Origin of the sequence: Variovorax sp. SPNA7 (assembly GCF_033807855.1) — a bacterium.
GTDB classification, from domain to species: Bacteria; Pseudomonadota; Gammaproteobacteria; order Burkholderiales; family Burkholderiaceae_C; genus Variovorax; species Variovorax beijingensis.
In genome coordinates this window covers 1-22,765 of the sequence record NZ_CP138514.1, presented here as the reverse complement: position 1 = coordinate 22,765, position 22,765 = coordinate 1, and the positions used below count along the sequence as shown (strand labels likewise).

15 protein-coding genes and 1 pseudogene are annotated in these 22,765 nt (G+C 69.4%); 1 reads left to right on the top strand and 15 read right to left on the bottom strand.

Features of this window, described 5'->3' with window-relative positions:
- Positions 1 to 36: 36 nt before the first annotated feature.
- The 10 genes from RZE77_RS27760 to RZE77_RS27715 form a co-directional block, all read right to left on the bottom strand.
- Positions 37 to 1,104 (bottom strand): maleylacetate reductase, encoded by a 1,068-nt coding sequence (locus RZE77_RS27760; RefSeq protein ID WP_319442955.1) that lies wholly within the window; start codon positions 1,102 to 1,104, stop codon positions 37 to 39.
- Between the two features lie 20 nt (positions 1,105 to 1,124).
- A complete protein-coding gene (locus RZE77_RS27755) occupies positions 1,125 to 2,108 on the bottom strand; it encodes a tripartite tricarboxylate transporter substrate binding protein (RefSeq protein ID WP_319442954.1) in 984 nt (327 codons plus the stop codon).
- 31 nt (positions 2,109 to 2,139) lie between these two features.
- Entirely contained in the window at positions 2,140 to 3,603 is a 1,464-nt protein-coding gene (locus RZE77_RS27750) for an aldehyde dehydrogenase family protein (protein ID WP_319443428.1), read from the bottom strand.
- Between the two features lie 156 nt (positions 3,604 to 3,759).
- The gene (locus RZE77_RS27745) at positions 3,760 to 4,767 is read right to left on the bottom strand and encodes a hydroxyquinol 1,2-dioxygenase (RefSeq protein ID WP_319442953.1); all 1,008 of its coding nucleotides are present in this window, start codon (positions 4,765 to 4,767) and stop codon (positions 3,760 to 3,762) included.
- 20 nt (positions 4,768 to 4,787) lie between these two features.
- A complete protein-coding gene (locus tag RZE77_RS27740) occupies positions 4,788 to 5,297 on the bottom strand; it encodes a cupin domain-containing protein (RefSeq protein ID WP_319442952.1) in 510 nt (169 codons plus the stop codon).
- Between the two features lie 157 nt (positions 5,298 to 5,454).
- Positions 5,455 to 6,405: a LysR family transcriptional regulator gene (locus RZE77_RS27735; RefSeq protein WP_015866151.1), complete on the bottom strand. Its 951-nt coding sequence runs from the start codon at positions 6,403 to 6,405 to the stop codon at positions 5,455 to 5,457.
- 89 nt (positions 6,406 to 6,494) lie between these two features.
- A complete protein-coding gene (locus tag RZE77_RS27730) occupies positions 6,495 to 7,832 on the bottom strand; it encodes an MmgE/PrpD family protein (protein WP_319442951.1) in 1,338 nt (445 codons plus the stop codon).
- 7 nt (positions 7,833 to 7,839) lie between these two features.
- On the bottom strand, positions 7,840 to 9,933 hold the full coding sequence (locus tag RZE77_RS27725) for an acetate--CoA ligase family protein (protein ID WP_319442950.1): 2,094 nt from the start codon (positions 9,931 to 9,933) through the stop codon (positions 7,840 to 7,842).
- The gene (locus RZE77_RS27720; RefSeq protein ID WP_319442949.1) at positions 9,930 to 10,736 is read right to left on the bottom strand and encodes an enoyl-CoA hydratase/isomerase family protein; all 807 of its coding nucleotides are present in this window, start codon (positions 10,734 to 10,736) and stop codon (positions 9,930 to 9,932) included. Before RZE77_RS27720 ends, RZE77_RS27725 begins: the two co-directional genes overlap by 4 nt.
- A 13-nt stretch (positions 10,737 to 10,749) precedes the next feature.
- Positions 10,750 to 11,748, bottom strand: a complete 999-nt coding sequence (locus RZE77_RS27715) for a tripartite tricarboxylate transporter substrate binding protein (protein ID WP_319442948.1) — start codon at positions 11,746 to 11,748, stop codon at positions 10,750 to 10,752.
- 149 nt (positions 11,749 to 11,897) lie between these two features.
- Between RZE77_RS27715 and RZE77_RS27710 the strand changes: the two are divergent.
- Positions 11,898 to 12,089 (top strand): annotated as a pseudogene (locus RZE77_RS27710) (IclR family transcriptional regulator); the annotation flags it as partial.
- Positions 12,090 to 12,173: 84 nt separating this feature from the next.
- Here the strand turns inward: RZE77_RS27710 and bamE are convergent.
- The 5 genes from bamE to RZE77_RS27685 form a co-directional block, all read right to left on the bottom strand.
- Complete coding sequence (gene bamE, locus RZE77_RS27705) at positions 12,174 to 12,617, bottom strand: outer membrane protein assembly factor BamE domain-containing protein (RefSeq protein ID WP_319442947.1); 444 nt, start codon at positions 12,615 to 12,617, stop codon at positions 12,174 to 12,176.
- A 55-nt stretch (positions 12,618 to 12,672) separates the two neighbouring features.
- A complete protein-coding gene (locus RZE77_RS27700) occupies positions 12,673 to 13,911 on the bottom strand; it encodes a beta-barrel domain-containing protein (protein ID WP_319442946.1) in 1,239 nt (412 codons plus the stop codon).
- Complete coding sequence (locus RZE77_RS27695; RefSeq protein WP_319442945.1) at positions 13,908 to 16,100, bottom strand: type I secretion system permease/ATPase; 2,193 nt, start codon at positions 16,098 to 16,100, stop codon at positions 13,908 to 13,910. Before RZE77_RS27695 ends, RZE77_RS27700 begins: the two co-directional genes overlap by 4 nt.
- Positions 16,097 to 17,431 (bottom strand): TolC family outer membrane protein, encoded by a 1,335-nt coding sequence (locus tag RZE77_RS27690; protein ID WP_319442944.1) that lies wholly within the window; start codon positions 17,429 to 17,431, stop codon positions 16,097 to 16,099. Before RZE77_RS27690 ends, RZE77_RS27695 begins: the two co-directional genes overlap by 4 nt.
- A gap of 72 nt (positions 17,432 to 17,503) precedes the next feature.
- A complete protein-coding gene (locus RZE77_RS27685) occupies positions 17,504 to 22,765 on the bottom strand; it encodes a tandem-95 repeat protein (protein ID WP_319442943.1) in 5,262 nt (1,753 codons plus the stop codon).

The following is a 22,765-nucleotide window of genomic DNA, read 5'->3' as shown; positions in this document are numbered from 1 at the left end:
TGTCTGTGTCTCTGCGGGTCCGTGCGTGCGGCGCGGCTAGCCTGGCGGCTCGCCGTCGAAGGCGCGCTGCAGCAGCGCACGGATCTCGTCGCGCTCGGCCGGACCGAAGGGCCGCGGGTTCCAGTACGGGTTGGCAACGGCGATGTCGGCCGCGCGGTCGAGGTCGGCGGCGCGCATGCCGATGTCCTTGAGCGCCACCGGCGCGCCGTTGCCCTGCGCCAATGCGTAGACCGCCGCCGGCGCCGACGCGCCGCCGAGCGCGCGCGCGATGCGCGCCATGGCGCGCGGCGCGGCCTGCGCGTTGAATGCGAGCGCGTGCGGCAGCACCACCGTGTGCACTTCGGCATGCGGCAGGTTGAAGCTGCCGCCGAGCGTGTGGCAGAGCTTGTGGTGCAAGGCCATGCCCACCGCGCCGAGCACGCTGCCGCACAGCCATGCGCCGTAGAGCGCGTCCGAGCGCGCCGCCAGGTCGCCGGGCTGGGCACGGATGGCCGGCAGCGCGCGTGCGAGCGCGGCGATGCCCTCCTCGGCCATCAGGTCCATCACCGGGTTGCTGTCCTGTGCGTAGAGGCCTTCGGCCGCATGCGCGATGGCGTTGATGCCGCTGGTCACGCTCAGGCCCACGGGCAGCGTGCGCGACAGCTCGGGGTCGTAGATCACGGTGCGCGGCAGCACGCGCGGATCCTTGCCGGTCTTCTTCAGGCCGTTCTCGGTGAGGCCGTAGATCGGCGTCATCTCGCTGCCTGCGTAGGTGGTGGGAATGGCGACGATCGGCAGCCCCGCTTCCAGCGCAATGGCCTTGCCCAACCCCGTGGTGGAGCCGCCGCCGAGCGCCACGGCGCAGTCGGCGCCGAGCCGGCGCGCCAGCTCGCGCGCCTCGCGCGCGGTCTCGACGGGCACATGCATCACGGCGCGGTCGAACAGGCCGGCCGCCTGCGCGCCGAGCGAAGCCGCCACGCGCTCGGCCTGCGGCCGCTGCTCGGGCGTGCAGAGCACCAGCGCCCTGTTCGCGCCCAGCGCATCGATCTCGCGCGCCAGGTGGCGCAGCGAACCGGCGCCGAACACCACGCGCTGCGGATGGGTGGTGTGGATGAAGTCGTGCATGGCGCGTTCCTCCGGCCTGCCTATTCCAGGTTCAGGCGGCGTTCGCGCACCAGGCGGGTCCACTTGTCCTGCTCGGTGCGCAGCACGGCGGCAAACTGCTCGGGCGTGTTGGCGATGCCCGTCAGGCCCTGTTCGCGCAGCCGCTGCTGGAAGGCCGGCTCGGTCACCGCCTTGCGCACCTCCGCCTGCAGCCGGTCGACCACGGCGCGCGGCGTACCGGCCGGGGCCAGCAGGCCGACCCAGGAGTTCACCTCGAAGCCCGGATAGCCGCTCTCGGCCACGGTCGGCACCTCGGCATAGGCAGGCGCGCGCTGCGCGCCAGTCTGCGCCAGGGCGCGCAGCCGCCCGGCGTTGACGTGCGGCTGGGCCAGCACGGCCGAAAGGAACATCATCTCGACCTGTCCGCCCAGCAGGTCCTGCTGGGCCGGGCCGCCGCCGCGGTAGGGAATGTGCGTGACGAAGGTGCCGCTCACGGCCTTGAAGTATTCGGCCGTGAGATGGTTGCTCGACCCCGGGCCGACGCTCGCGTAGTTGAGGCCGCCCGGCTGCGCCTTGAGCAGGCCGACGAAGCGCTGGAAGTCCTTGGCCTGGACCTTCGGGTTGACCACCAGCACCAGCGGATTGCTCGCGACCTGGGTCACGGGCTGCAGGTCCTTCGCGATGTCGAAGCCCAGCTTCGGATAGACCAGCGGATAGGTGGCGTAGCTGTCGAACACCATCAGCAGCGTGTGGCCGTCGGGTGCCGCGCGCGCCACCTCGGCCGCCGCCAGCGTGCCGCCGGCGCCGCTGCGGTTGTCGACGATCACGGTCTGGCCGAGCGCAGCCTGCAGGCGCGGCTGCAGCTGGCGCGCGACGGTGTCGACGATGCCGCCCGGCGGGAAGCCGACGACCAGCCGCACGGGCTTGGCGGGCCAGGCCGGCGCCTGGGCCTGGGCCTGGGCCTGGGCGCCCAGCAGCAACAGCATGCAGGCGGCCAGCGCCCGGGAAAGGATCGGAAGAGACATCGTGTGTGCCCGGTGGATTGAAAGAAAAAACTCAGCGCGCGAAGTGCGGCGGAATCCGCGCATCGACGTTGACCCACACGCTCTTGACCTGCGTGTACTCGCGCATGGCGTCGAAGCCCATCTCGCGGCCGTAGCCGCTCTGGCCCACGCCGCCGAAGGGCGAGCCGGGATTCACGCGCTTGTAGCTGTTGATCCAGACCATGCCGGCGTGCAGGTCGCGCGCCACCTTGTGGGCGCGCTGCAGGTTGTTCGTCCACAGGCCGCTGCCCAGTCCGTAGTCGGTGCCGTTGGCGATCTGCATCGCCTCCTCGTCGCTCTTGAAGGTGAGCACGGTGACGAAGGGGCCGAACACCTCTTCCTGCGCCACGCGGTCCTGGTAGGACTTCGCACGCACCACGGTCGGCGCCACGTAGCAGCCCTGTGCAAGATCGCCGCCGGGCGAGGTGCCGCCCGCGAGCACCTCGCCGCCCTGGCCCTGCGCAACCTCGACATAGGCCAGCACGCGGTCGCGGTGCTGGGCACTGGTGAGCGGGCCCATCTCGGTGGCCTCGTCGAGCGGGTTGCCCAGGCGGATCGACTGCGCGAGCGGAATGAACTGCTCGAGGAACGCATCGGCGATCTTCTCGTGCAGCATCAGCCGCGAGCCCGCGATGCAGGCCTGTCCCTGGTTGTGGAAGATGGCCCAGGCGCTGCCGTTCACGGCGGCCTGCAGGTTCGCATCCTCGAACACGATGTTGGGTCCCTTGCCGCCGAGTTCGAGCTGCACCTTCTTCAGGTTGCCCGCGCTCGCCTGCACGATGCGCCGGCCGGTGGCGGTGCTGCCGGTGAAGGCGATCTTGGCGATCTCCGGATGCTCGGCGATGTACTGGCCCGCCACGCTGCCCAGGCCCGGCAGCATGTTGACCACGCCGGGCGGCAGGCCCGCCTCGGCCATCAGCTCGGCAATGCGCAGCGAGCTGAGCGGCGTGATCTCGGCCGGCTTCATCACGATGCAGTTGCCGGCCGCCAGCGCGGGCGCCATCTTCCAGCTCGTGAACATGAGCGGGAAGTTCCACGGCACCACCTGCCCGACGATGCCGACCGGCTCGCGCAGCGTGTAGTTGAGAAAGCCCTCTTCCACCGGAATGGTCTCGCCCTGGAACTTGTCGGCCATGCCGCCGAAGTAGCGAAAGCACGCGGCGGTGCGCGGCACGTCGAGGCGGCGCGAGTCGCGGATCGGATGGCCGGTGTCGAGCGACTCGAGCCGCGCGAGCTCTTCGCCGTGGGACTCGATCAGGTCGGCGAGCTTCAGCAGGATGCGCCCGCGGTCGGCGGCGGCCATGCGGCTCCACGCCGGGAACGCACGCCTGGCGGCGGCCACGGCCTTGTCGACGTCGGCCTTGCCGGCCAGCGCGACGTGGGCGATGGGCGTGTTGTCGTGCGGATTGAGCGTGGCCAGGGTCTCGCCGGATTCGGCGTCGACGAAGCGGCCGTCGATGAAGAGCTGGTGGCGGATGGACGTACGCAGGCCTGCCGCAGCGGCATTGTCATTGGGCTTCATGTCTTTGCATTTCTCCCTCGCCCCTTGGGGAGAGGGTGGGGGTGAGGGGCGACGGCGGCACGGACGCCACCCTCACCCCAGCCCTCTCCCGCACGCGGGAGAGGGGGCCATTCAGAACTCGACCGGAATCTCCGGGCTCTCGCCCTTCTGGATCTCGTACACCAGGCTCGGCGAGCCGTTCTCCCACACCAGCAGCATCGAGCGCTTGGGGCTGAAGCCCTGGTGGCGGCAATAGGCGGGCATGGCGGCCATGTCGCCAGCCTTCATGATCACGCGGGCCATGGGACGGCCGGTGTTCTTGTCGCCGCAGTCCCAGTGGATCTCGTCGGTCATCTGGAAGAACCACTCGACGCGGTCGTTGCCGTGGATGATCGGCAGGATGTGCTCCTCGGTCGTCGGGCACATGAAGCTGTGCTTCACCACCGAAGTGAAGCTCGGGTTCCACGTGACCTGCGAACGGCTCAGGAAGCCGAAGAGGTTGAACGCGTGCACCTCGTTCTCGAAGCCGGGCTCGGGGTGCAGCTCGGGCTGGCCCTGCGGCACGTCGGCGAAGGCGCGGTTGACCGGCGCGCCGCGCGCATCGCTGCGCAGGTCGAGGTCGCCCTTCAGGCCCACGCAGCGCTTGGCCAGCTCGCGCGCCCGGGTGATCTTGGCGGTGTTGTTGCCGCTCTTGCGGCCATAGGGCGAGCCGGTTTCCTGCGGCGCGGCGAAGGGGTCGAAGCTCTCGTTGGTCCAGTCGTCGAGCATGGCCTCGAAGGTGGCGCGGATCTGCGCCGTGGGGAAGTTCTCGAGCAGGTCGATGCCCGCGTCCTTCATCGTGCCGTTGAAGCTGCCGGCGTACAGGTCGACCGAGTCGTAGTGGTTGACGGTGCCGAACACGTCGTCGAAGTTGACCCAGCCGTAGAAGAAGCCCCACGCCACGTCGCGCATCAGCGCGCGCAGGTAGCTCCCGGCATCCATCGTGTGGCTCATGGGACGGCCGTCGCGGGTCTTCCAGGCGATGTGGACGAAATACTCGTCGCGGCGGAAGCCGAAGCTGCCGAGCGAAAAATCCTTGTAGCCGAGCGTCACATCGGGCTGCGACGCGATGACCTTGGCGAGTTCTGCGGGTGCGTTCATGGTGTGGCTCCTGGATGCGTTCATTGCGTCTGGCAGATGTCGGCCCACTTCTCCACGGAGAGGTCGCCCTTGCAGGTCTGCAGCACGATCACGCCGGGGTCGCCGGCCACGCGAAACTGGTAGGCCGCGTTCTTCGGCAGCAGGCCCTGGTGGCCGCGCGAGAGCTTCATCCAGCCCATCTTCCTGCCCTTGGGCTCGCCCTCCACGAGCACGGCGCCGTTCTTGTCCTTGTCGGCCACGGCTTGGGCGGCATCGAGCTGCACGAGGTGCACTTCGACCTCGCCGTCCATCACCAGCGCGAATTCGTCGTGCGCGCTGGTGTACCAGGGCGAGGTGCCCTCGGCGCGCAGCGTTTCCAGCACGTAGATCTGGTTCTGGCCGAACACGACCTTCTCGTAGGGCCGGCTGATGCTGGCGATCTCGAAGCAGTTGGAGAACGCGTAGTGGCGCACGTCGTCGTCGATCGGCTCGACGTGGCCCTTCTCGAAGTACTTGAGCGACCCGAAGCGGGTCTGGTAGGCAACGGTCATGGATGTCTCCTCTGGTGCTGGACGATGCAGCCTGGCGCTGCGATGTACGCACTGTAGGAAACGCGCGGCACGGGCGGTAGGCCCGAAACGCGGTCCGCATTGTTCGGCAAATCCGTTCAATGCGCAGGGTTTACCCCTGGAACGGGCCGTGCTCGCCTCAGGCGTCCCAGATCAGGCTGGGCGGCAGCAGGCCCCGTTCGATCATGGCCGCGTCCCACGGCGGCACCTTGGAGAAGGCGTGGGTCAGGTGCTCGATGAAGAGCCGCAGCTTGAACGCATTGCGCGAGGTTCCCGCATACACCGCGCTCAGCGAGAACGACGAGAGCTGGTGCGCCGGCAGCACCACCTCCAGTTCGCCGCGCAGGATCGCCTCGCCGGCCACCAGCGTCGGCAGGCAGACGATGCCGGCATGCTCCATGGCGTATTCGCGCAGCAGGTGGACGCTGTTGGTGAGCAGTGCGGCGCTCATGTACATCGTCACCTGCTCGCCGCCGTGGTGGAAGGTCCAGCGGTCGCGCGTCGGGTAGCCCGAGTACAGGCCGAGCGTGTGCTTGTGCAGCTCGCGCGGGCTCGCGGGCCTGCCGTGCGCACGCAGGTACTCGGGCGTGGCGCAGAACACCCGCCGCACAGGAAACAGCGAGCGCGACACCAGTTCGGTCGACGCCGCCGGAAAGATCTGCAGCGCGCAATCCACCCCCGCCTTCACCGGATCGACCACCGCATCGCTCACGATGAGTTCGAGGTGGATGTCGGGAAAGCTCGACTGGAAGGCCCGCAGCAGCGTCGCGAAATGCCCGAGCACGAAGCCGGTGAGCGCATGCACGCGCAAGGTGCCGGTGGGCCCGTCCTTGGCGTCGCGCATCTGGTCCATGATGTCGTTGGCCCGGCCGACCAGCTCGACGCAGTCGCGCAGGAAGGCCTGCCCGACATCGCTGAGCCGCACCACGCGCGTGCTGCGGTGGAACAGCGGCGCGCCGACATGGTCTTCCAGCTGCTTCACGCGGCTGGTCACCACGGACTTGGACACCCGCAGCTGGCGCGCGGCCTCGGCGAAGCTCTGGGTCTGCGCGACCCGTACGAAGGTCTCAATGTTTTCGAGGCGGTCCATGGCGCATGCAATGTAGCGCTTCTGCGGCGAGGCCGACGCCTTCGTCCCATGCGTGCAAGCGCGGCTTGACCCCGCGCGCAAGTACGGACTCAGGCCCCCAGTCCCTGCAGATCGCCCGCCCGGTCCAGTCCCCACAAGCGCTGCAGCAGCGCCTGCGCGCGCCCGGCGCCGATCACCGGCGACGCCAGTTCCCGAAACTTGTCCTCCAGCTCGGCGTCCGACAGCGGCAGCTCGGGGTCGCCCTTGCGGTCGGGCTGCAGCCAGGCGTGGCGCCGGCCGTCGGCGGTCTCGATCTCCACATGGGCCGAGCGGCGGCCCGGAAAAGCCGCATCGAGCTGTGGATCGACCACGGCCGTGATGCGGGCCATCATGGCGCGCGTGTCGGCATCGGCCAGCCGCTCGGGCGTGTAGGCCGCGAGCCGCACGCTGCCATGCACCAGCGCCGTGGCCACCACGAAGCGCAGGCTGAAGCGCGCTTCGTTCTCGGTGCGCGGGTCTTCGTGGCAGGCGATGTCGAGCGCGGGGCCGTAGGTCGCCACGTGGACATGGCGGATGTCCGACGCGCGCAGGCCGTGCCGGCGCACCAGTTCCAGCGCGCCGTCGATGGCGGCAAAGGTGTGGCCGCAGCCGATGTGGTTCTTGAAGGTCAGCCGCGTGATGTGGAAGTCGCGCCCCAGCGTGTCGCCCACCTTCGACCAGTCCGGCCCGTCGCCCATGGCGCGGCCGAAGCCGGCTTCGCCGTCGAGCACGTCCAGCGAACCGGTGACGCCCCGCGACGCCAGCTGGGCGGCAAGCACGCCGCTCTCCGCAGCGCGGCCCGCATGCAGCGGCTTGGACATCGAATCCATGCGGAAGGCCTGTTGCAGGCCGGCAGCGAAGGTCGCGGCCGTGGCCAGCGCATGGGCGAAGGCCTCCCCATGCAGCCCGAGCAGTCCCGCAGCGGCGCTGGCGGCCCCGAAGGTGCCCACCGTGCCCGTGTTGTGCCAGTGGCGATAGTGCGGCCGCCCCATCACCACGCCGATGCGGGTCGAGACCTCGTAGCCGAGCACCACGCCGCGCAGGAAGTCCAGTCCGCTCGCGCTGCCGTCCTGGGCGATCGCCAGCGCGGCCGCCACGGTGGCCGCGCCGGGGTGGTACATGGCGTCGCGGAAGCTGTCGTCCACCTCGGCTGCATGGGCTGCCGTGCCGTTGAGCAGCGCGGCGGCGCGAGGCGTCGCGCAACGGCCGTCGGGCAGGCGTGCACGGCCGCGGTCCAGGTCGTCCGCCAGCAGCGCGCGAAGCTGCGGCATCGGCGCCACCGACAGCCCCGGGAACAGCGCGGCGTACCAGTCGATCACCGCGCGTTTCGCGTGGTGCAGTACTTCGTCATCCAGCCGGGCCTGGCGGAATTCGGTGGCATGGCCGGCAAACACTTCAGTGGCATGCATGGGCAGCTCAGGCCAGCACGACGACGCCGTCGGCGGCGCGCACGCCCTGACCCTGCGGCAGCACGAAGACGGGATTGATCTCGGCTTCGAGCAGCCGCTCGCCGAGCCGCGCCGCCATGTCCGAGAAGGCGACGATGGCATCGACCAGCGCCTCGATGTCGGCCTTGGGCCGGCCGCGAAAGCCATCGAGCAGCGGCCAGGTCTTGAGCTCGCGTGCCATGGAGAGCGCATCCTCGCGGCTCAGGCCGCCCTGGAGCGGCAGCAGCCGCATCGTGGTGTCCTTGATCAGTTCGGCGGTGATGCCGCCCATGCCCAGCAGGATGGCGGTGCCCAGCGGGTCGCGGTGCATGCCCAGGATCAGCTCGGTGCCGCCGCCCACCATTTCCTGCACCAGGAAGCGCCGGGGCCGCACGCCGGCCTTGGCCTCGACCTCGGTGGCCATCGCCTGCAGGCGCGCGCCCACCGTCTCGGGCGTCAGGTTCACCGCGACGCCGCCGACATCGCTCTTGTGCGTGATCTCGGCCGACAGGATCTTGAGCACGACGCGCCCGCCCAGTTCGCGCGCCGCGGCCTCGGCCTCGGCCGGCGTGGCCACCACCACCTCGCGCGCGCACGGCACGCCGAAGCGGGTGAACAGCTGCTTGGCCTGGGCTTCGTCGAGGCAGCCGGTCGGCAGGTCGTCGATGGGCACGGCGGCGGCAGGCGCTGTGGATGGATTCGGCTCGCGCCAGCTGCCGGCATTCAGCATGGCAGCGAGCGCGCTGGTGCAGCTCTCGGCCGCGGCAAAGGCAGGCACACCGCGCTGCGTGAGCAGGGCCGCGACTTCGGGCGCATGCGGGCTCACGTAGGCGATCACGGGCTTGTCCGAGTGGGGCAGGCAGTCCTGGATGGCGCCTGCCATCAGCTCCGGCATGGCCAGGCTGGACGAGCCGACGATGATCGCCAGCGCGTCGTAGCTGGGGCTTTCGAGCAGGATGTCGATGGCGCCGCGCAGCAGGTCCGGCTGCAGGCCGGCCAGGGTCACGTCGATGGGGTTGCGGTCGAGCACCGCGTGATCGCCGCTCTGCAGCGCGCGCAGGGCCGCGGCCGTTGCAGCATCCGGCGCCGGTGTCTCGAAGCCCTGCATGCCCAGGTCGTCCGACACCAGCGTTCCGGCGCCGCCCGTCGAGGTCAGGATGGCCACGCGCTTGCCGCGCAGCTTGCGGCCCGTGGCCAACGCAACGGGAATGTCGAGCAGGTCGCCGAAGGTCTGGGCGCGGATCACGCCGACCTGCCTGAACAGCGCGTCGTACATGCGGTCGGCGCCCGCCAGCGCACCGGTGTGCGACACGGCGGCTTTCGCGCCCGCTTCGGAGCGGCCGATCTTGAACGCGACAACCGGCTTGCCCGCGCGCGCCGCCTTCAGCGCGGCGGCACGAAACTTCTCCGGGTTGCGGACGCTTTCCACATAGAGGGCGATGACCTTGGTGTCCGCGTCGTCGGCCAGGTGGTCGACAAAATCCGCGAGGTCCAGGTCCACTTCGTTGCTGGTCGAGATCAGCTTCGACAGGCCGATGCCGCGCGCCGCGGCACGCGACAGCAGCGCGCCGAGAATGCCTCCGCTCTGCGAGACCACGCCGATCCCGCCGACCGGGAAGTGCTCCATCTCGAGCGCGCCGCTGGCGGAGAGCACGATGTTGTCGCTCAGGTTGACGAGCCCGATCGTGTTGGGACCGAGGATGCGCATGCCACCGGCCGCCTCGATGAGCTGCTGCTGGCGGCGCGCGCCCTCCTCGCCGGTTTCGGTGTAGCCGCTGGCGAGCACGATCGCCGCAGCCGTTCCCTTGGCCGCGAGTTCGCGCACCGCCTGGTGCGCGCGCTCGGCGCCCAGCAGCACGATGCCCACATCGGGCGTGCCGGGGATCGAGGCGATGTCCGGATAGCAGGCGAGGCCGCCGATGGCATCGACACGCGGATTGACCGGGTAGATCTCCCCCGTGAATCCGTGCTTGCGCAAGTAGGCCACGGGCCGGCCGGCCGTCTTGGCCGCATCGGCCGAAGCGCCGATCACGGCGACGCTGCGCGGCTTGAGCAGCCTGGCGATGGCGTTCAGTTCGGTCATTTCGTCGTCCCGTTCTTCGCGCTGCTCTTGGCCAGGAAGGCCATCACCGACTCGCGATGCTCGGTGCTGGTGTAGCAAATGCCCTGCGCCTGGCTGCCCTGGGCGAACACCTGGTGCGCGGACAGCTCGAAGCTCTGGTTGAGGATCGTCTTGCCAAGGGCCAATGCGGTGGCCGACCCCTGGCTCATCTCGGCCGCCCAGCGCTGCGCATCGGCAACCAGGCGCTCGGCATCCGATTGGCGATCGGCGATGCCCAGTCGCAGCGCCTCTTCGAGCTCGACCTTCCGCCCGCTGAAGATCAGCTCCTTGGCCCTGGAGAGCCCGACCCGGCGCGGCAGGAAGTACATGCCGCCGCCATCGGGGACGATGCCGCGATGGATGTAGGACCAGGTGAAGCTCGCCGCCTCCGAAGCGATGATGAAATCGCAGGCCAGCGCCGTGTCGGCCCCCAGGCCCGAGGCGGCGCCGTTGACGGCGGCAATCGTCGGCTTGGGCATGGTGTGCAGCAGCGACTGGGTGTGGTGCACGCGCTGCTGGCGGCTCCAGCCGTTGAAGCCGACCTCGCCCGCGGGCGCCTGCATCCGCCGCTCCATGCCGGCGACATCCCCGCCGGCGCAGAAGCCCTTGCCGCGTCCGGTGAGCACCAGGGCGCGGATCGCCTTGTCGTTGGCGACATGCTCCAGCGCGGCGATGAATTCAGTGCGCATGTCGTCGCTCATCGCGTTGCGCTTTTCGGGGCGGTTCAGCCACAAGGTGGCAATGCCGTCCGCGACTTCCAGTTCGACCAGGCTGCTGCTGCTCATTCGATATCTCCGTTCATTCGGCCGTGATGTTGTTTTCCTTGACCACCTTGCGCCAGCGCGCTTCCTCGCCCTTGGCGTAGCGGTCGAAGTCCTGCGGCGAGCCGCCGTGGATGACGAGGCCCTCGGACTCCACCCGCTTGCGGAAGGCATCCGTCTGCACGGCTTTCTTCGCCGCGGCATTCAGGCGCGCAATCACGTCGGCCGGGGTGCCGGCGGGCGCGTACAGGCCATACCAGCTGTCTGCGACATAGCCCGGCACGCCGCTCTCCGCGATCGTCGGCACCTTCGCCAGCGAGTGGGCCGCGGAGCGCGTGGCGGTCGTCACGGCCAGCGCGCGCAGCTTGCCGCTTTCGACGAAGCTGCCGACCGCCGCGGCCGTCGCGAACATCACGTCGACCTGTCCACCCAGCAGGTCGGTGATGGCGGGGCCGGCGCCGCGGTAAGGAATGTGGGTGATGTCGGTCTTGGCCAGGTTCTTGAAGAGCTCGCCGGCCAGGTGGGCCGAGGTGCCCGCGCCCTGCGACGCGAAGGACAGCTTGCCAGGGTTGGCCCTGGCCGCATCGACCAGGTCCTTCACCGACTTGAGGGGACTGTCGGCGCGAACCACCAGCACGTTCGGCGAAATGCCCACCAGCATGACCGGCGCAAAGGCCTTGTCATGGTTGTACGGAAGCTTGGGCTGGAGGCTCGGGTTGACGACATGGGCCACGGTTGCCATCACCATCGTGTAGCCATCGGGTGCGCTCTTGGCCACCGCGTCCGTGCCGATGATCGTGCCCGCGCCGGGCTTGTTGTCGATGATCACGGGCTGCCCCAGTTCCTGCCCCATCGTGATGGCCATGGTGCGGGCCACGAGGTCGGTGCCGCCGCCGGGTGCGAACGGCACCACGAGCTTGATCGGCTTGTCGGGAAAGGCCGCGCGCGCCGGCATCGCGACGAGGCCGCCGACCACGCAGGCGATCGATAAAAGGATGGCAGGCCTGGCGCGTGCCAGCGTCATGGGGTTCAGCATCGTTTGTCTCCGTCAAAAGGAATGTGAGAGGGCAGGCATCGAGGCGGCGCTGCGGCTCTTCTCATCGACGGGTCCAAGCTTAGGGACGCGGGCTCCGCCGCGCATCCCCGCATTTCCATTGCGTGGAATTTGCGACAGGCTCGCCGGCGGCCCGCCTCGCGCAAACGCTGGTCGAGACCGGCCTGCTCGAGCACGACCGCAGCCGCCGGCCCTACCGGCTGGCAGCGCCGGTGCTGAGCCTGGGCCACGCCATGCGCTCGGGCTCGCCCGTGCTGAACGCGGTGGCGCCGCTGATGCGGGCGCTGGCGGAAAAGTTGCGCATCAGCGTCGGCCTGGCCGCGCCAGTCGCACGAGCGCGCTGAAATCCATGCCGTGGAAGCGCTTCCGCGGTCGAAGATTCGACGGCTCGATCGCCGTCTGGCAGTTCAGTGCGAGACCAGATCCAGGCATTGCCGGCGGCGCCACACGGCACTGCGCACGGTTTGGCTGTCGTCGAACACGACCTTGTACTGGCATACGAGGTAGTTGGCCGATTGCGGCATCTGGAACTTGAAGTGGTAGTCCCACTCGGTGCCGAGCGCGCCGCGCTCTTGCTTCAGCGCCTGCCCGAGCACGGCGAGCACCTGGGACTGATTGACCCCGGGCTTGATCTCGCGAAAGCGCTCGGGCCGCGACACGATGCCGTCGCGCAGGAAGGGCTCCTTGAAGTCAGGGCGGCGCGCCTCGACGTCGCGATAGTCCAGCTTGTCGGGGTTGCTCACGGGATCTACAGGGTTATCGCGCGCCGCCACATGGGTGGTGGCGCCGAGCAGTGCGGCGGCGAGCACGAAGGCGGCAACGGCGGGTGATGCGTGCGGGGTCTTTTTCATGGCTAGCGTCCTCTTGGGTCAGATGGGTTTCTTGGGGGAGATGAGCGCGCGCAAATCAGCGCTCGCGCATGGCTTCGCGCGCCTTGTTCAGCGGCTTGGTCAGGTAGTCCCACACGGTCTTGCGACCGGTGCGGATGTCGGCGGTGGTCACCATGCCGGGCACGATGGGCATGCGGCGGCCGGCCTTGTCGGTAAGTGCGTCGGAGTCGGTGCGCACGAGTACGGGGTAGTACACGATCTCGGGCTTGACCTCGTCGCGCTGGGTGTCGGGTGCAATGGTCACCACACGCCCTTTGAGGCCGCCGTACACGGCGTAGTCATAAGCGGTGACCTTGATCTGCGCCTCCTGCCCGGGCCGCATGAAGGCGATGTCGCGAGGCGAGATGCGCGCCTCGACCAGCAACTGGTCGTCCAGCGGCACCAGGGTCAGGAGCGAGCCGTTGGGCGGCACGACACCGCCGATGGTGGTGACCTGCAAGCTCTTGACGATGCCGCGCACGGGCGAGTTCAAGGTGAGCCGCTCGAGCGAGTCTGCACGCCCGCGCACCACCGACGACAAAGACTTCACCTCGGCATCGGCCTTGGCGAGTTCTTCGCGGCTGCGCACCATGTAGTTCGATCGCGCCTCGGAGATCTTCAGCTCCAGGTCGGCGGCCTGGCGTTGCAGGCGGATGAGCTCGACGTTGCTGGCCGCGCCACTGACCTGCAGCGAGCGGGTGATGTCGAGCTCCTTGCGCACGAGCGCAAGCGCCTGGCCCAGGCCTGAAACGGTGTCGCGCATGCTGCCCTGCCGGGAGCGGAAGAGCGCGCTTTCGGAGTCGACCAGTTGCGCGTACGCCTTCAGCTCGTCGGGGAACTGAAGGGTGCTGCGCCCTTCCACCTCGGCGCGCAGGCGCACGCTGCTGGCCAGTGCGGCGCGGTAGCGCGCGGCGGTTTCCTCCACGCTCGATTCGCCGCGCGTCGGGTCGAGCTGCGCGAGCACCTGGCCCTTCTCGACGATCTGGCCTTCATGCACGCGCAGTTCGGCAAGGATGCCGCCTTCGAGCGACTGGATGCGCTGCTCGCGCGAGCTGGGAATCACCTTGCCCATGCCGCTGGACACTTCGTCGATCTCGAAGCACCAGGCCCACACGAAGAACGCGAGCAGAAAGAGGGCGACGAGCCACACGACCCGAGCGGAGCCGCTGGCGCGGGCTTCGTCGAAGTCGCCGGCGCCCCCGGGGCCCCATACGGTGGAGGTGGACACGGTGGACGTCTGCACTTGTGCCTTGTTGGTCAATGTCACGGCGTTCATGCCTGCGCCTCCTTGCCATGGCCTGCGGCGGCCGTCGCCTCGCGCGAAGCCGCCGCGCCCTGGCGCAGCCGCGCCATCACCTGGTCGCGCGGCCCGTCGAGCACGACGGCGCCGCCGTCCACCACGAGGATGCGATCGACCGCTTCAAGCACCGCCGGGCGGTGCGTGGCCAGTACCAGCGTGCGGCCTGCGGACAGCGCGCGCAGTTGTTCGATCACTTCGCGCTCGGCCACTTCGTCCAGCGAGGCCGTGGGCTCGTCGAGCAGCAGCACGCTGGGGCGGCGCAGCATGAGCCGCGCGAGCAGCAGGCTCTGGCGCTGTCCGCCCGAGAGGCCGCGCCCGCCTTCCAGCAGCGGATGGTCCAGCCCGGTGGGCAGGCGGCACACGAAGGCCCAGGCGCCGGTGGCTTGCAGGGCGGCGATCAGTTCGGCGTCGGTGGCGTGGGGCGTGCCCATTTGCAGGTTCTCGCGCAGGGTGCCGTGGAACAGGCGCGCGTCTTGCGCGAGCAGGCCGACGTCGCGGCGCACGTCGGCGGGGTCGATGTGGGCCATCGACACGCCGTCGAGCACCACGCTGCCCGCGCGCGGTTCGATGAGGCCCGACAGCGCCTGCAGCAGCGTCGACTTGCCCGCACCGTTGCGCCCGAGCACGGCAATGCGCTCGCCGGGGCCGATGTGCAGGGCCTTCACGTGCAACGCGGTGGTCTGGCCGTCGTGGCTGAAGACGGCGTCGCGCAGCGTGTAGTCGCCCTGCACGGCGGGCCGGTGCACGCGTGTCTCATGGGGCGGATGGTCGACCGGGAGCTTCATGAGCTGGTCGAGCGACTCGCCGGCCACCTTGGCCTGCTGCCAGCGGTTGAGCACCTGCGTCACGCCGGCCAGCGGCGCGAGCATGCGGGTCGACAGGATCGACGCGGCCACGAGCACGCCGGTGCTCATGTGGCCGTCCATCACCAGCGGCGCACCGAAGAACACGACAAAGGCAAAGGCGCCGCCCTGCACGGTCTGCGTCCAGTTGCTCAGGGTGTTGAGCAGCGCACGCAGTTGCAGGCCCGAGTCGGCGTTGACGGCGTTGTAGTGGTTCCACTGGTTCTGGAAGCGCGGCTCGGCCTGCAGCACCTTGATGTCGTCGATGCCCTGCACGGCCTCGACCAGCATGGCGTTGCGCAGCGACGATTCGCGCATCCCCGCCTGGGCCAGCGCACGCAGGCGCGGCTGCGCCAGCAGGCTGGGCACGAGCAGCAGCACGCACGCGGCCAGCGGCACGAGCACGAGCCAGCCGGCAATGAACCAGAAGAGCACGCAGAACACGAAGAAGAACGGCAGGTCGGCCACGGCCGCCACGGTGGTCGACGTGAGCATTTCGCGCACGGGCTCCAGCTCGCGCAGCTGCGAGATGAAGGTGCCGGTGGCGCGCGGGCGCGCCGAGCCGCGCACGCGCAGCGCGTGGCCGAACACGCGGTCGGAAATTCGCAGGTCGGCGCGCTTGCCCACCACGTCGGTGATGCGCATGCGCGCGCCGCGCATGACCCAACTGAACGCGATCGACAGCAGCACGCCCCCGAACAGCACATGCAGCGTGGGCAGCGACTGCGCGGGCACGACGCGGTCGTACACCTGCATCGAGAACAGCGTGCCGGCGAGCGCCATCAGGTTGTAGGCGAGCGATGCGACGAGGATGTGGGCGTAGGGCCGCCAGTCCGCCAGCACGATCTGTCGCAGCCAGTGCGGCTCGACGGGGCGGATGTAGGCATCGACGCGCGAGTCGGGTGCGGACTGCGCGGGCCGCAGCACGGCCATGGCTTCGAGCGCGGGTTGCAGCTCGTCGATCGTGCAGACGGTTTCTGCGCCCTGGTCGCCACCGAGCATCACGCGCAGGCCCTGCGCCGAGATGGCGGTGACCACGGCCACCTGTCCGTCGCGCAGCTGCAGCACCACGGGCAGCCGCCAGGGGCTCAGGGTGTCCAGGCGCGGCGCCACCGGGCGCACGGTGAGCCCGGCCTGGCGGGCCATCTGGCGCACGCGCTCGCCGATGTCTTCGTGGTCGCTCCATGCGGCGGCACCGCGGATGCGCTCGCGCGAGGTGTCGAGGTGGTAGTGGGCGGCCACGGCGAGCACGGCGTCGACCCAGCCGGCAAGCAGCTCGGGGCCGCGCGCGGCAGAAAGCTCGGGCATGGTGGTGGCGGTCATGGCTGGCCTCCGGCCACGAGGTCGCCCGCATCGACCAGCCCGAAGGCTTCGCGCAGGCGACCCGACTGGTACAGGCACTCGACCGCAAGGCGCTGCACTTCGTGCGCGCTCTCGGCCTGCTCGAAGCGCGCGCCGTGGAACTCCTGCTCGGCATTGAGCAGGTCGAGCAGCGAGCGCGTGCCCAGCTGCAGGTACTGCTCGCGGTACAGGTCGCGCGTGCGCTGCGTGCTGTGCACGCGCGCGGCGAGCACGGGCAGGCGCTGCGCGTGGCCTTGCGATTGCACGCGCGCGTCTTCGAGCCGCTGCCGCACGTTGAGCTGTGCATAGCCCAGCGCAGCCTCCGCCGCTTCGACCGCGTGCACGGCGGCGCGCTGGCGGGCCTGGCTGCGCCCGCCTTCGTACAGCGGCGCACTGAAGTTCACGGTGAGCGTGCTTTCGGTGGCGGACTGGCCGGCGAGCCGCGCGCCCGATTCGAGCCCCCGGTTGACGCCGGCGTTGAGCGACAGCGTGGGCAGCAGTTGCGCATCGGCGCCGCGCAGCGCGGCCTGTGCCATGTCGCGCTCGGCCTGCGCCATCTGCACGGTCGGTGCGGGCAAGGCTGTCTGCGGGTGCGCGGCGCAGGCGCCCGCAAGCGGCGCCGACGCTTCGCCGGCAATGTCGGCCGGCATGCGGCCCTGGGTCAGATGCATGAGGTTGAGACGCCAGCGCTCGGCCTGCGACGCGGTGTTGAGTTGCTGGGCGCGCGCGGCCTCCAGGCGCGACTGCGCCTGTGCCACGTCGGACTGGCTGGTGGCGCCCTTGGCCTGGCGCTCGCCCACCAGGCCGGCCAGCGACTGCACGCCCTTCACCTGGGCCTGCGCGATTTCGCCGAGCGCCTGCTGGCGATGCACTTCGATCCACGCCTGGGCGGTGTCGCGCACCACGTCGTCGACCGCCAACAGCAGCTTGGCGCGCGCGGCGGTGGCCGAGGCCTCGGCCTCGTTCACGGCGCTCGACACCTTGCCGAAGTCGTACAGCAACTGGGTCACCGACAACGAGGCCTGGTGCACCTGGCGGCGCCCGTCGGTCTGGAGCTGGCGGTTGCCCGTGCGTGCGCTGAGGCCCGCGCTGACCTGCGGGTAGTAGCCCGAGCGCGCGGCCGCAATGCCCTCGCCCGCCTGCAGCGCTTGCCCGACGGCGTTGCGCACGGTCGGGTGCGATGTGGCGGCCAGGCGCACGGCCTCGGTCATGCCCAGCGGGGTGGCGGTGCTCGCTTGCGCAAGCGCCGCCGTGCCGGCGAGCAGGAAGAAAAGGCCCGCGGCGGCGGACGGAAGAAGACGGGAAGCAAACATGCGTAAGAACGTGCGGACAGCGTGTGGACCCCAAGGTGCCGGCACCGCAAGCGGCGCCGGCGCCCCGGTCGGTCAGTGGTGAAGCGCGAAGCCCGTGTGAAGCTCGTCGTCGAGCGAAGGGACCACGGGCGGTGCGTAGGCCGCGAGCGAATCGGCCGATGACGCCATGGCCAGCACCGTGGGCGATGCCTGCGTGCTCGCAAAGGCCGGCGGGAACGCGGCCTGCAGCAGCGCATGCAGCGACTCGGCCGCGCCGAAGCCCTGCAGCATGTCGGACAGCTGCGTGCCGCCCCACGGGCTGTCGCCGGAGGGGAAATGCGGCGCATCGTTCTGCTGCTCGAGCGACACCGTCACTTCGTCGACGCCGGCCAGCCCCAGCGAGTCGGCCGAGCTGAAGAGCGCTGCCTTCCCCGCCGCACCGGCTGCGGGCGTGTAGTTGACGTGCAGCGTCTGCGTGGCCGCGTTGCTGGCGTCGCCGTCGCGGTCGACCACCTGGTAGCTGAGGGTCTCGTCGTAGTTCTGCGAGCCGGCGGTCTTCGGTGCCACCTGGTAGCTGAATTCGCCCGAGTCGAAGTCCACCACCAGCTTGCCGCCCTGCGCCGTGGCGATGGTGACCTGGTGTGTCGCCGCGTTGTAGCTGTAGTCGCTGCCGGTGGCGGGGCCGGTTTCCGTCATCAGGCCCGTGCTGCTGTCGAAGGCGTAGGTGGTGCCGTCGATGCTCAGCGTGGACACATGGCCACCGTCGGCACCGAAGCCCGACGAGCCGCCGAGGCCGCCGGTCAGCAGGTTGCTGACCGTGGGTGGCACGCTGATCGTGCCCTGCAGCACGTCGTTCAGCTGGCTCGTGTCGGTGATGATCTGGCCATTGGTGTTCGTGCCGGTGTCGCCGTTGTAGGCGATGGGGTCGATGAAAGCCTGCGCCGCCGCGTTCAGGCTCGAGCCCAGGCCCAGTGCGAACGAGTTGATCTGGTGGGTGCTGAGGAAGTTCGTCCAGATCGCTTCTTCCCCGGCCTGGATGCCCCTGTCGGCCGTACTGCTGTTGCTGCTGTTCGCCAACTGCTCCGTGTTGCCGTCGCCCAGGGTCGGCTCGCCGTCCGTGAGGAAGTAGGACACGTTCTGGGCCCCGTCCAGCTTGCCGGTGGCCGAGAAGCCGTTCATCGCTGCAGCCAGGGCAGCGTCGTAGTTGGTGCTGCCATTGGCCTGCAGGTTCTGCACCAGCGCCTTGGCTTCGGCCGCCGTCATCCAGGCCTGCTGCGACGCCCCGGTCGTGCTGAAGGTGACGAGCTGCACCCGCACGTCGCCGTACAGGTCGTAGCCGTCGATCAGATTCTGGACAGCCTCTTTCGCACGGCTGAGGCGTGTCGGGGTTTCCTGCCCCATGCTCCCGGAAAGGTCCAGGATCACCATGAGGTTGGTATCGATCGGCGCCACGTCGATGGCCTGCTCGCCATTCACGAGCACCGGCGCATCGTCCTTGACGGGCACCTCGAAGCCCACCGGCGCGCCGCTGGCCTGGCCATCGCTCACCACGGCTTCGAAGTGCAGGTTCGACACGCCTTCGCCGTTGCCCGGCAGATGGTCGATCGGCGCCTTCAGCGTGACGGTGTAGCCCGCCTCGAACTGCCCCGCGCCCGTGGCGGTGACATTGCCCACGGCCACGGTCATCACCTCGGTGGTGACGCCGCCGACGGTGACGCTGCCCGTGAGCGTGTGCGTGCCTGCGTCCCAGGTCCACGACACCGGCTGGCCGCCGGAGGTGATGCCGTGGGGGCCACTCAGCGACACCGACAGGTCGCCGGCCGCGCTGTCCGGGTCCGCGATGGAAATGGTGCCGGTCGATTGCAGCGGCGGCTCTCCCGCAGCCGGAATGCCGCCGGGCAGGCTGCCTTCGGAGACTGCCTCGGGCGCAGTCACCGTGGCCGATGGCGCGTCGTTCACCGGGTTGACGGTCACGTTCACCGTGCTGGTGGTCGTGCCGCCTTGGCCGTCGCTCACCGTGACAGTGAAGCTGTCGGTGCCGTTGAAGTTCGGGCCAGGAACATAGGTGTAGGTGCCGTCGGCGTTGACCGTCACCGTGCCGTGCGACGGGTTGCTGCCCTTGGTGTAGGTGAGCGTGTCGCCATCGAGGTCGCTGCCGACGATCTGGCCGCTGACGGGCGTGTCTTCGTCCGTGGTCTTGGTGTCATCGGGCGCCGTCGGTGCTTCGTTGACGTTCTGCTCGTTGAGCGTGACGGGGATGTTCGTCGTGACCGTGCCGTCGTTCGCGCCGACCACCAGCGAGTGCGCGTTGGCGCCCGCTTCGTAGTCGTTGACGAACGCCGCAGCGCCTGCAGCCGTGAGGCTGATCGCGCCCGTGACCGGATCGATGGCGAAGTAGCCGTCGTCGTTGCCCGAGAGGATGCTGTAGGTGACGGTCGCGCTGTCCACGTCGGTGGCGCGCACCGTGCCGAGCACGGTGCCTGTGGGGCGGTTTTCGTCGTAGCCGAAGACGTAGCCGGTGGTCGTGTTCACCGGCGTGCCGCCACCGTCGACGAACACGGGGGCGTCGTTGACGGGGTCGACCGTCACGGTCACCGTGCTCGTCGTGGTGCCGCCGTGGCCATCGCTCACCGTGACGGTGAAGCTGTCGGTGCCGTTGAAGTTGGCGCTGGGCGTGTACGTGTAGGTGCCATCAGCGTTGACCGTCACCGTGCCGTGGGCCGGGTCGCTGCCCTTGGTGTAGGTCAGCGCGTCGCCATCGGCGTCGCTGCCAGTCACCTGGCCGCTGACCGGCGTGTCCTCGTTCGTGGTCTTGGTGTAGTCGGGCACCGTGGGTGCGTCGTTCACCGGGTCGATCGTCACCGTCACGGTGCTCGTCGTCGTGCCACCGTGGCCGTCGCTGACCGTGACGGTGAAGCTGTCGGTGCCGTTGAAGTTGGCGCCGGGCACGTAGGTGTACGTGCCATCAGCGTTGACCGTGACCGTGCCGTGGGCTGGGTCGCTGCCCTTGGTGTAGGTCAGCGTGTCACCGTCGACGTCACTGCCAGTCACCTGGCCGCTGACCGGCGTGTCTTCGTTCGTGGTCTTGGTGTAGTCGGGGACCGTGGGTGCGTCGTTGATGTTCTGCTCGTTGAGCGTGACGGGGATGTTCGTCGTGACCGTGCCGTCGTTCGCGCCGACCACCAGCGCGTGCGCGTTGGCGCCTGCTTCGTAGTCGTTGACGAACGCCGCAGCGCCCGCCGGCGTGAGGCTGATCGCGCCCGTGACGGGATCGATGGCGAAATAACCCTGCTCGTTGCCCGACAGGATGCTGTAGGTGATGGTCGCGCTGTCGGCGTCGGTAGCGCGGACCGTGCCGAGCACGGTGCCTGCAGGGCGGTTCTCGTCGTAGCCGAAGACGTAGCCGGTGGTCGTGTTCACCGGTGTACCACCGCCGTCGACGAACACGGGCGCGTCGTTGACGGGATCGATCGTCACCGTGACGGTGCTGGTGGTGGTGCCACCGTGGCCGTCGCTCACCGTGACGGTGAAGCTGTCGGTGCCGTTGAAGTTGGCGCCCGGAATGTAGGTGTAGGTGCCATCGGCGTTGACCGTCACCGTGCCGTGCGATGGGTCGGTGCCCTTGATGTAGGTGAGCGTGTCGCCATCGACGTCGGTGCCGATGACCTGGCCGCTGACCGGCGTGTCTTCGTTCGTGGTCTTGGTGTAGTCCGGGACCGTGGGCAGATCGTTCACCGGAACGACCGTCACGTTCACCGTGCTGGTGGTCGTGCCGCCGTGGCCATCGTTCACCGTGACGGTGAAGCTGTCTGTGCCGTTGAAGTTGGCGCCGGGCACGTAGGTGTAGGTGCCATCAGCATTGACCGTGACCGTGCCGTGGGCTGGGTCGCTGCCCTTCGTGTAGGTCAGCGTGTCGCCATCAGCATCGCTTCCGGTGATTTGGCCGCTGACGGGCGTGTCTTCGTTCGTGGTCTTGGTGTCGTCGGGCGCCGTCGGGTCGTCGTTGATGTTCTGCTCATTGAGCGTAACGGGGATGGACGTCGTGACCGTGCCGTCGTTCGCGCCGACCACCAGCGCGTGCGCGTTGGCGCCCGCTTCGTAGTCGTTGGCGAACGCCGCAGCGCCTGCAGCCGTGAGGCTGATCTCGCCCGTGACCGGATCGATGGCGAAGTAGCCGTCGTCGTTGCCCGACAGGATGCTGTAGGTGACGGTTGCGCTGTCGGCGTCGGTGGCGCGGACCGTGCCGAGCACGGTGCCTGCGGGGCGGTTCTCGTCGTAGCCGAAGACGTAGCCGTCTGTCGTGTTCACCGGCGTGCCGCCATCGTCGACGAACACCGGCGCGTCGTTGACGGGATCGATCGTCACCGTGACAGTGCTGGCGGTCGTGCCACCGTGGCCATCACTCACCGTCACCGTGAAGCTGTCGGTGCCGTTGAAGTCCGGGTTGGGCGTGTACGTGTACGTGCCGTCCGGGTTGACCGTCACCGTGCCATGCGACGGATCGCTGCCCTTCGTGTAGGTCAGCGTGTCGCCGCTATCCATGTCGCTGCCGGTCACACGGCCGCTCACGGGCGTGTCTTCGTTCGTGGTCTCGGTGTAGTCGGGCGCGGTGGGCGCGTCGTTGACGGGCGAGACGGTCACGGGCACCTTCACGGTGGTGGTGCCGCCCTGGCCGTCGCTGACGGTCACTTCAAAGCTGTCGGGGCCCTCGTAGCCGGGATTGGGCGTGTAGACGAACTGGCCGGTGGAAGGATCGACGGTGACGGTGCCGTGCTCGGGGCCCTTGGCGACGGTGTAGTTCAGCGCGTCGCGGTCCGGGTCGGTGGCCTGCACTTGCCCGGTTACCGGCTTGTCCTGCTCGGTGGCGACGGGTTCGGCCTTGCCTTCGGGGCCGCGGTTCTGCGCGGGGAGCAACGGCGGGATGAACGCCGGGCCGCCACCGCCGCCGCCACCACCACCGCTCGCGGCGGCACCGACGCCCAGCACGCCGAGCGCACCCAGCAGCCAGCCGGGCACACCGTCGGGCAGCAGCGCGCCGCCGGCGTCGTTCCATTCGATTTCGGTGAAGTGGAAGTCTTTCCAGGGTGCGGTGTATTGGCCCCACCACTGCACGCCGGCGCCGTCTTCGAGCACGAGGTCGTTGCGGCCGCCGTCAGGGTACTCGGCGAAGAAGCCGCGCACGGCGACTTCCTGGCCGTCCCGCAACACGAGCACGAGGTCGTCGCCGCGACGCTCGAACTTGAGCACGCTCTCGGGCGCGATCTTCAGCGAGACGATCGACGGGCGATCCAGAACCAGGGGGGTGTCTGCCGCCGCTTTGCGGGATGCGCCACCAGACTTGTAAACAGCTTCCAT

Bases quoted from the DNA above. Each gene is read 5' to 3' on its own strand.
- RZE77_RS27740 (WP_319442952.1), bottom strand. From the start codon at position 5,297: ATGACCGTTGCCTACCAGACCCGCTTCGGGTCGCTCAAGTACTTCGAG.
- RZE77_RS27715 (WP_319442948.1), bottom strand. From the start codon at position 11,748: ATGCTGAACCCCATGACGCTGGCACGCGCCAGGCCTGCCATCCTTTTA.
- RZE77_RS27700 (WP_319442946.1), bottom strand. From the start codon at position 13,911: ATGAACGCCGTGACATTGACCAACAAGGCACAAGTGCAGACGTCCACC.
- RZE77_RS27685 (WP_319442943.1), bottom strand. From the start codon at position 22,765: ATGGAAGCTGTTTACAAGTCTGGTGGCGCATCCCGCAAAGCGGCGGCA.
- RZE77_RS27735 (WP_015866151.1), bottom strand. From the start codon at position 6,405: ATGGACCGCCTCGAAAACATTGAGACCTTCGTACGGGTCGCGCAGACC.
- RZE77_RS27720 (WP_319442949.1), bottom strand. From the start codon at position 10,736: ATGAGCAGCAGCAGCCTGGTCGAACTGGAAGTCGCGGACGGCATTGCC.
- RZE77_RS27690 (WP_319442944.1), bottom strand. From the start codon at position 17,431: ATGTTTGCTTCCCGTCTTCTTCCGTCCGCCGCCGCGGGCCTTTTCTTC.
- RZE77_RS27760 (WP_319442955.1), bottom strand. From the start codon at position 1,104: ATGCACGACTTCATCCACACCACCCATCCGCAGCGCGTGGTGTTCGGC.
- RZE77_RS27725 (WP_319442950.1), bottom strand. From the start codon at position 9,933: ATGACCGAACTGAACGCCATCGCCAGGCTGCTCAAGCCGCGCAGCGTC.
- RZE77_RS27695 (WP_319442945.1), bottom strand. From the start codon at position 16,100: ATGACCGCCACCACCATGCCCGAGCTTTCTGCCGCGCGCGGCCCCGAG.
- RZE77_RS27745 (WP_319442953.1), bottom strand. From the start codon at position 4,767: ATGAACGCACCCGCAGAACTCGCCAAGGTCATCGCGTCGCAGCCCGAT.
- RZE77_RS27730 (WP_319442951.1), bottom strand. From the start codon at position 7,832: ATGCATGCCACTGAAGTGTTTGCCGGCCATGCCACCGAATTCCGCCAG.
- RZE77_RS27755 (WP_319442954.1), bottom strand. From the start codon at position 2,108: ATGTCTCTTCCGATCCTTTCCCGGGCGCTGGCCGCCTGCATGCTGTTG.
- bamE (WP_319442947.1), bottom strand. From the start codon at position 12,617: ATGAAAAAGACCCCGCACGCATCACCCGCCGTTGCCGCCTTCGTGCTC.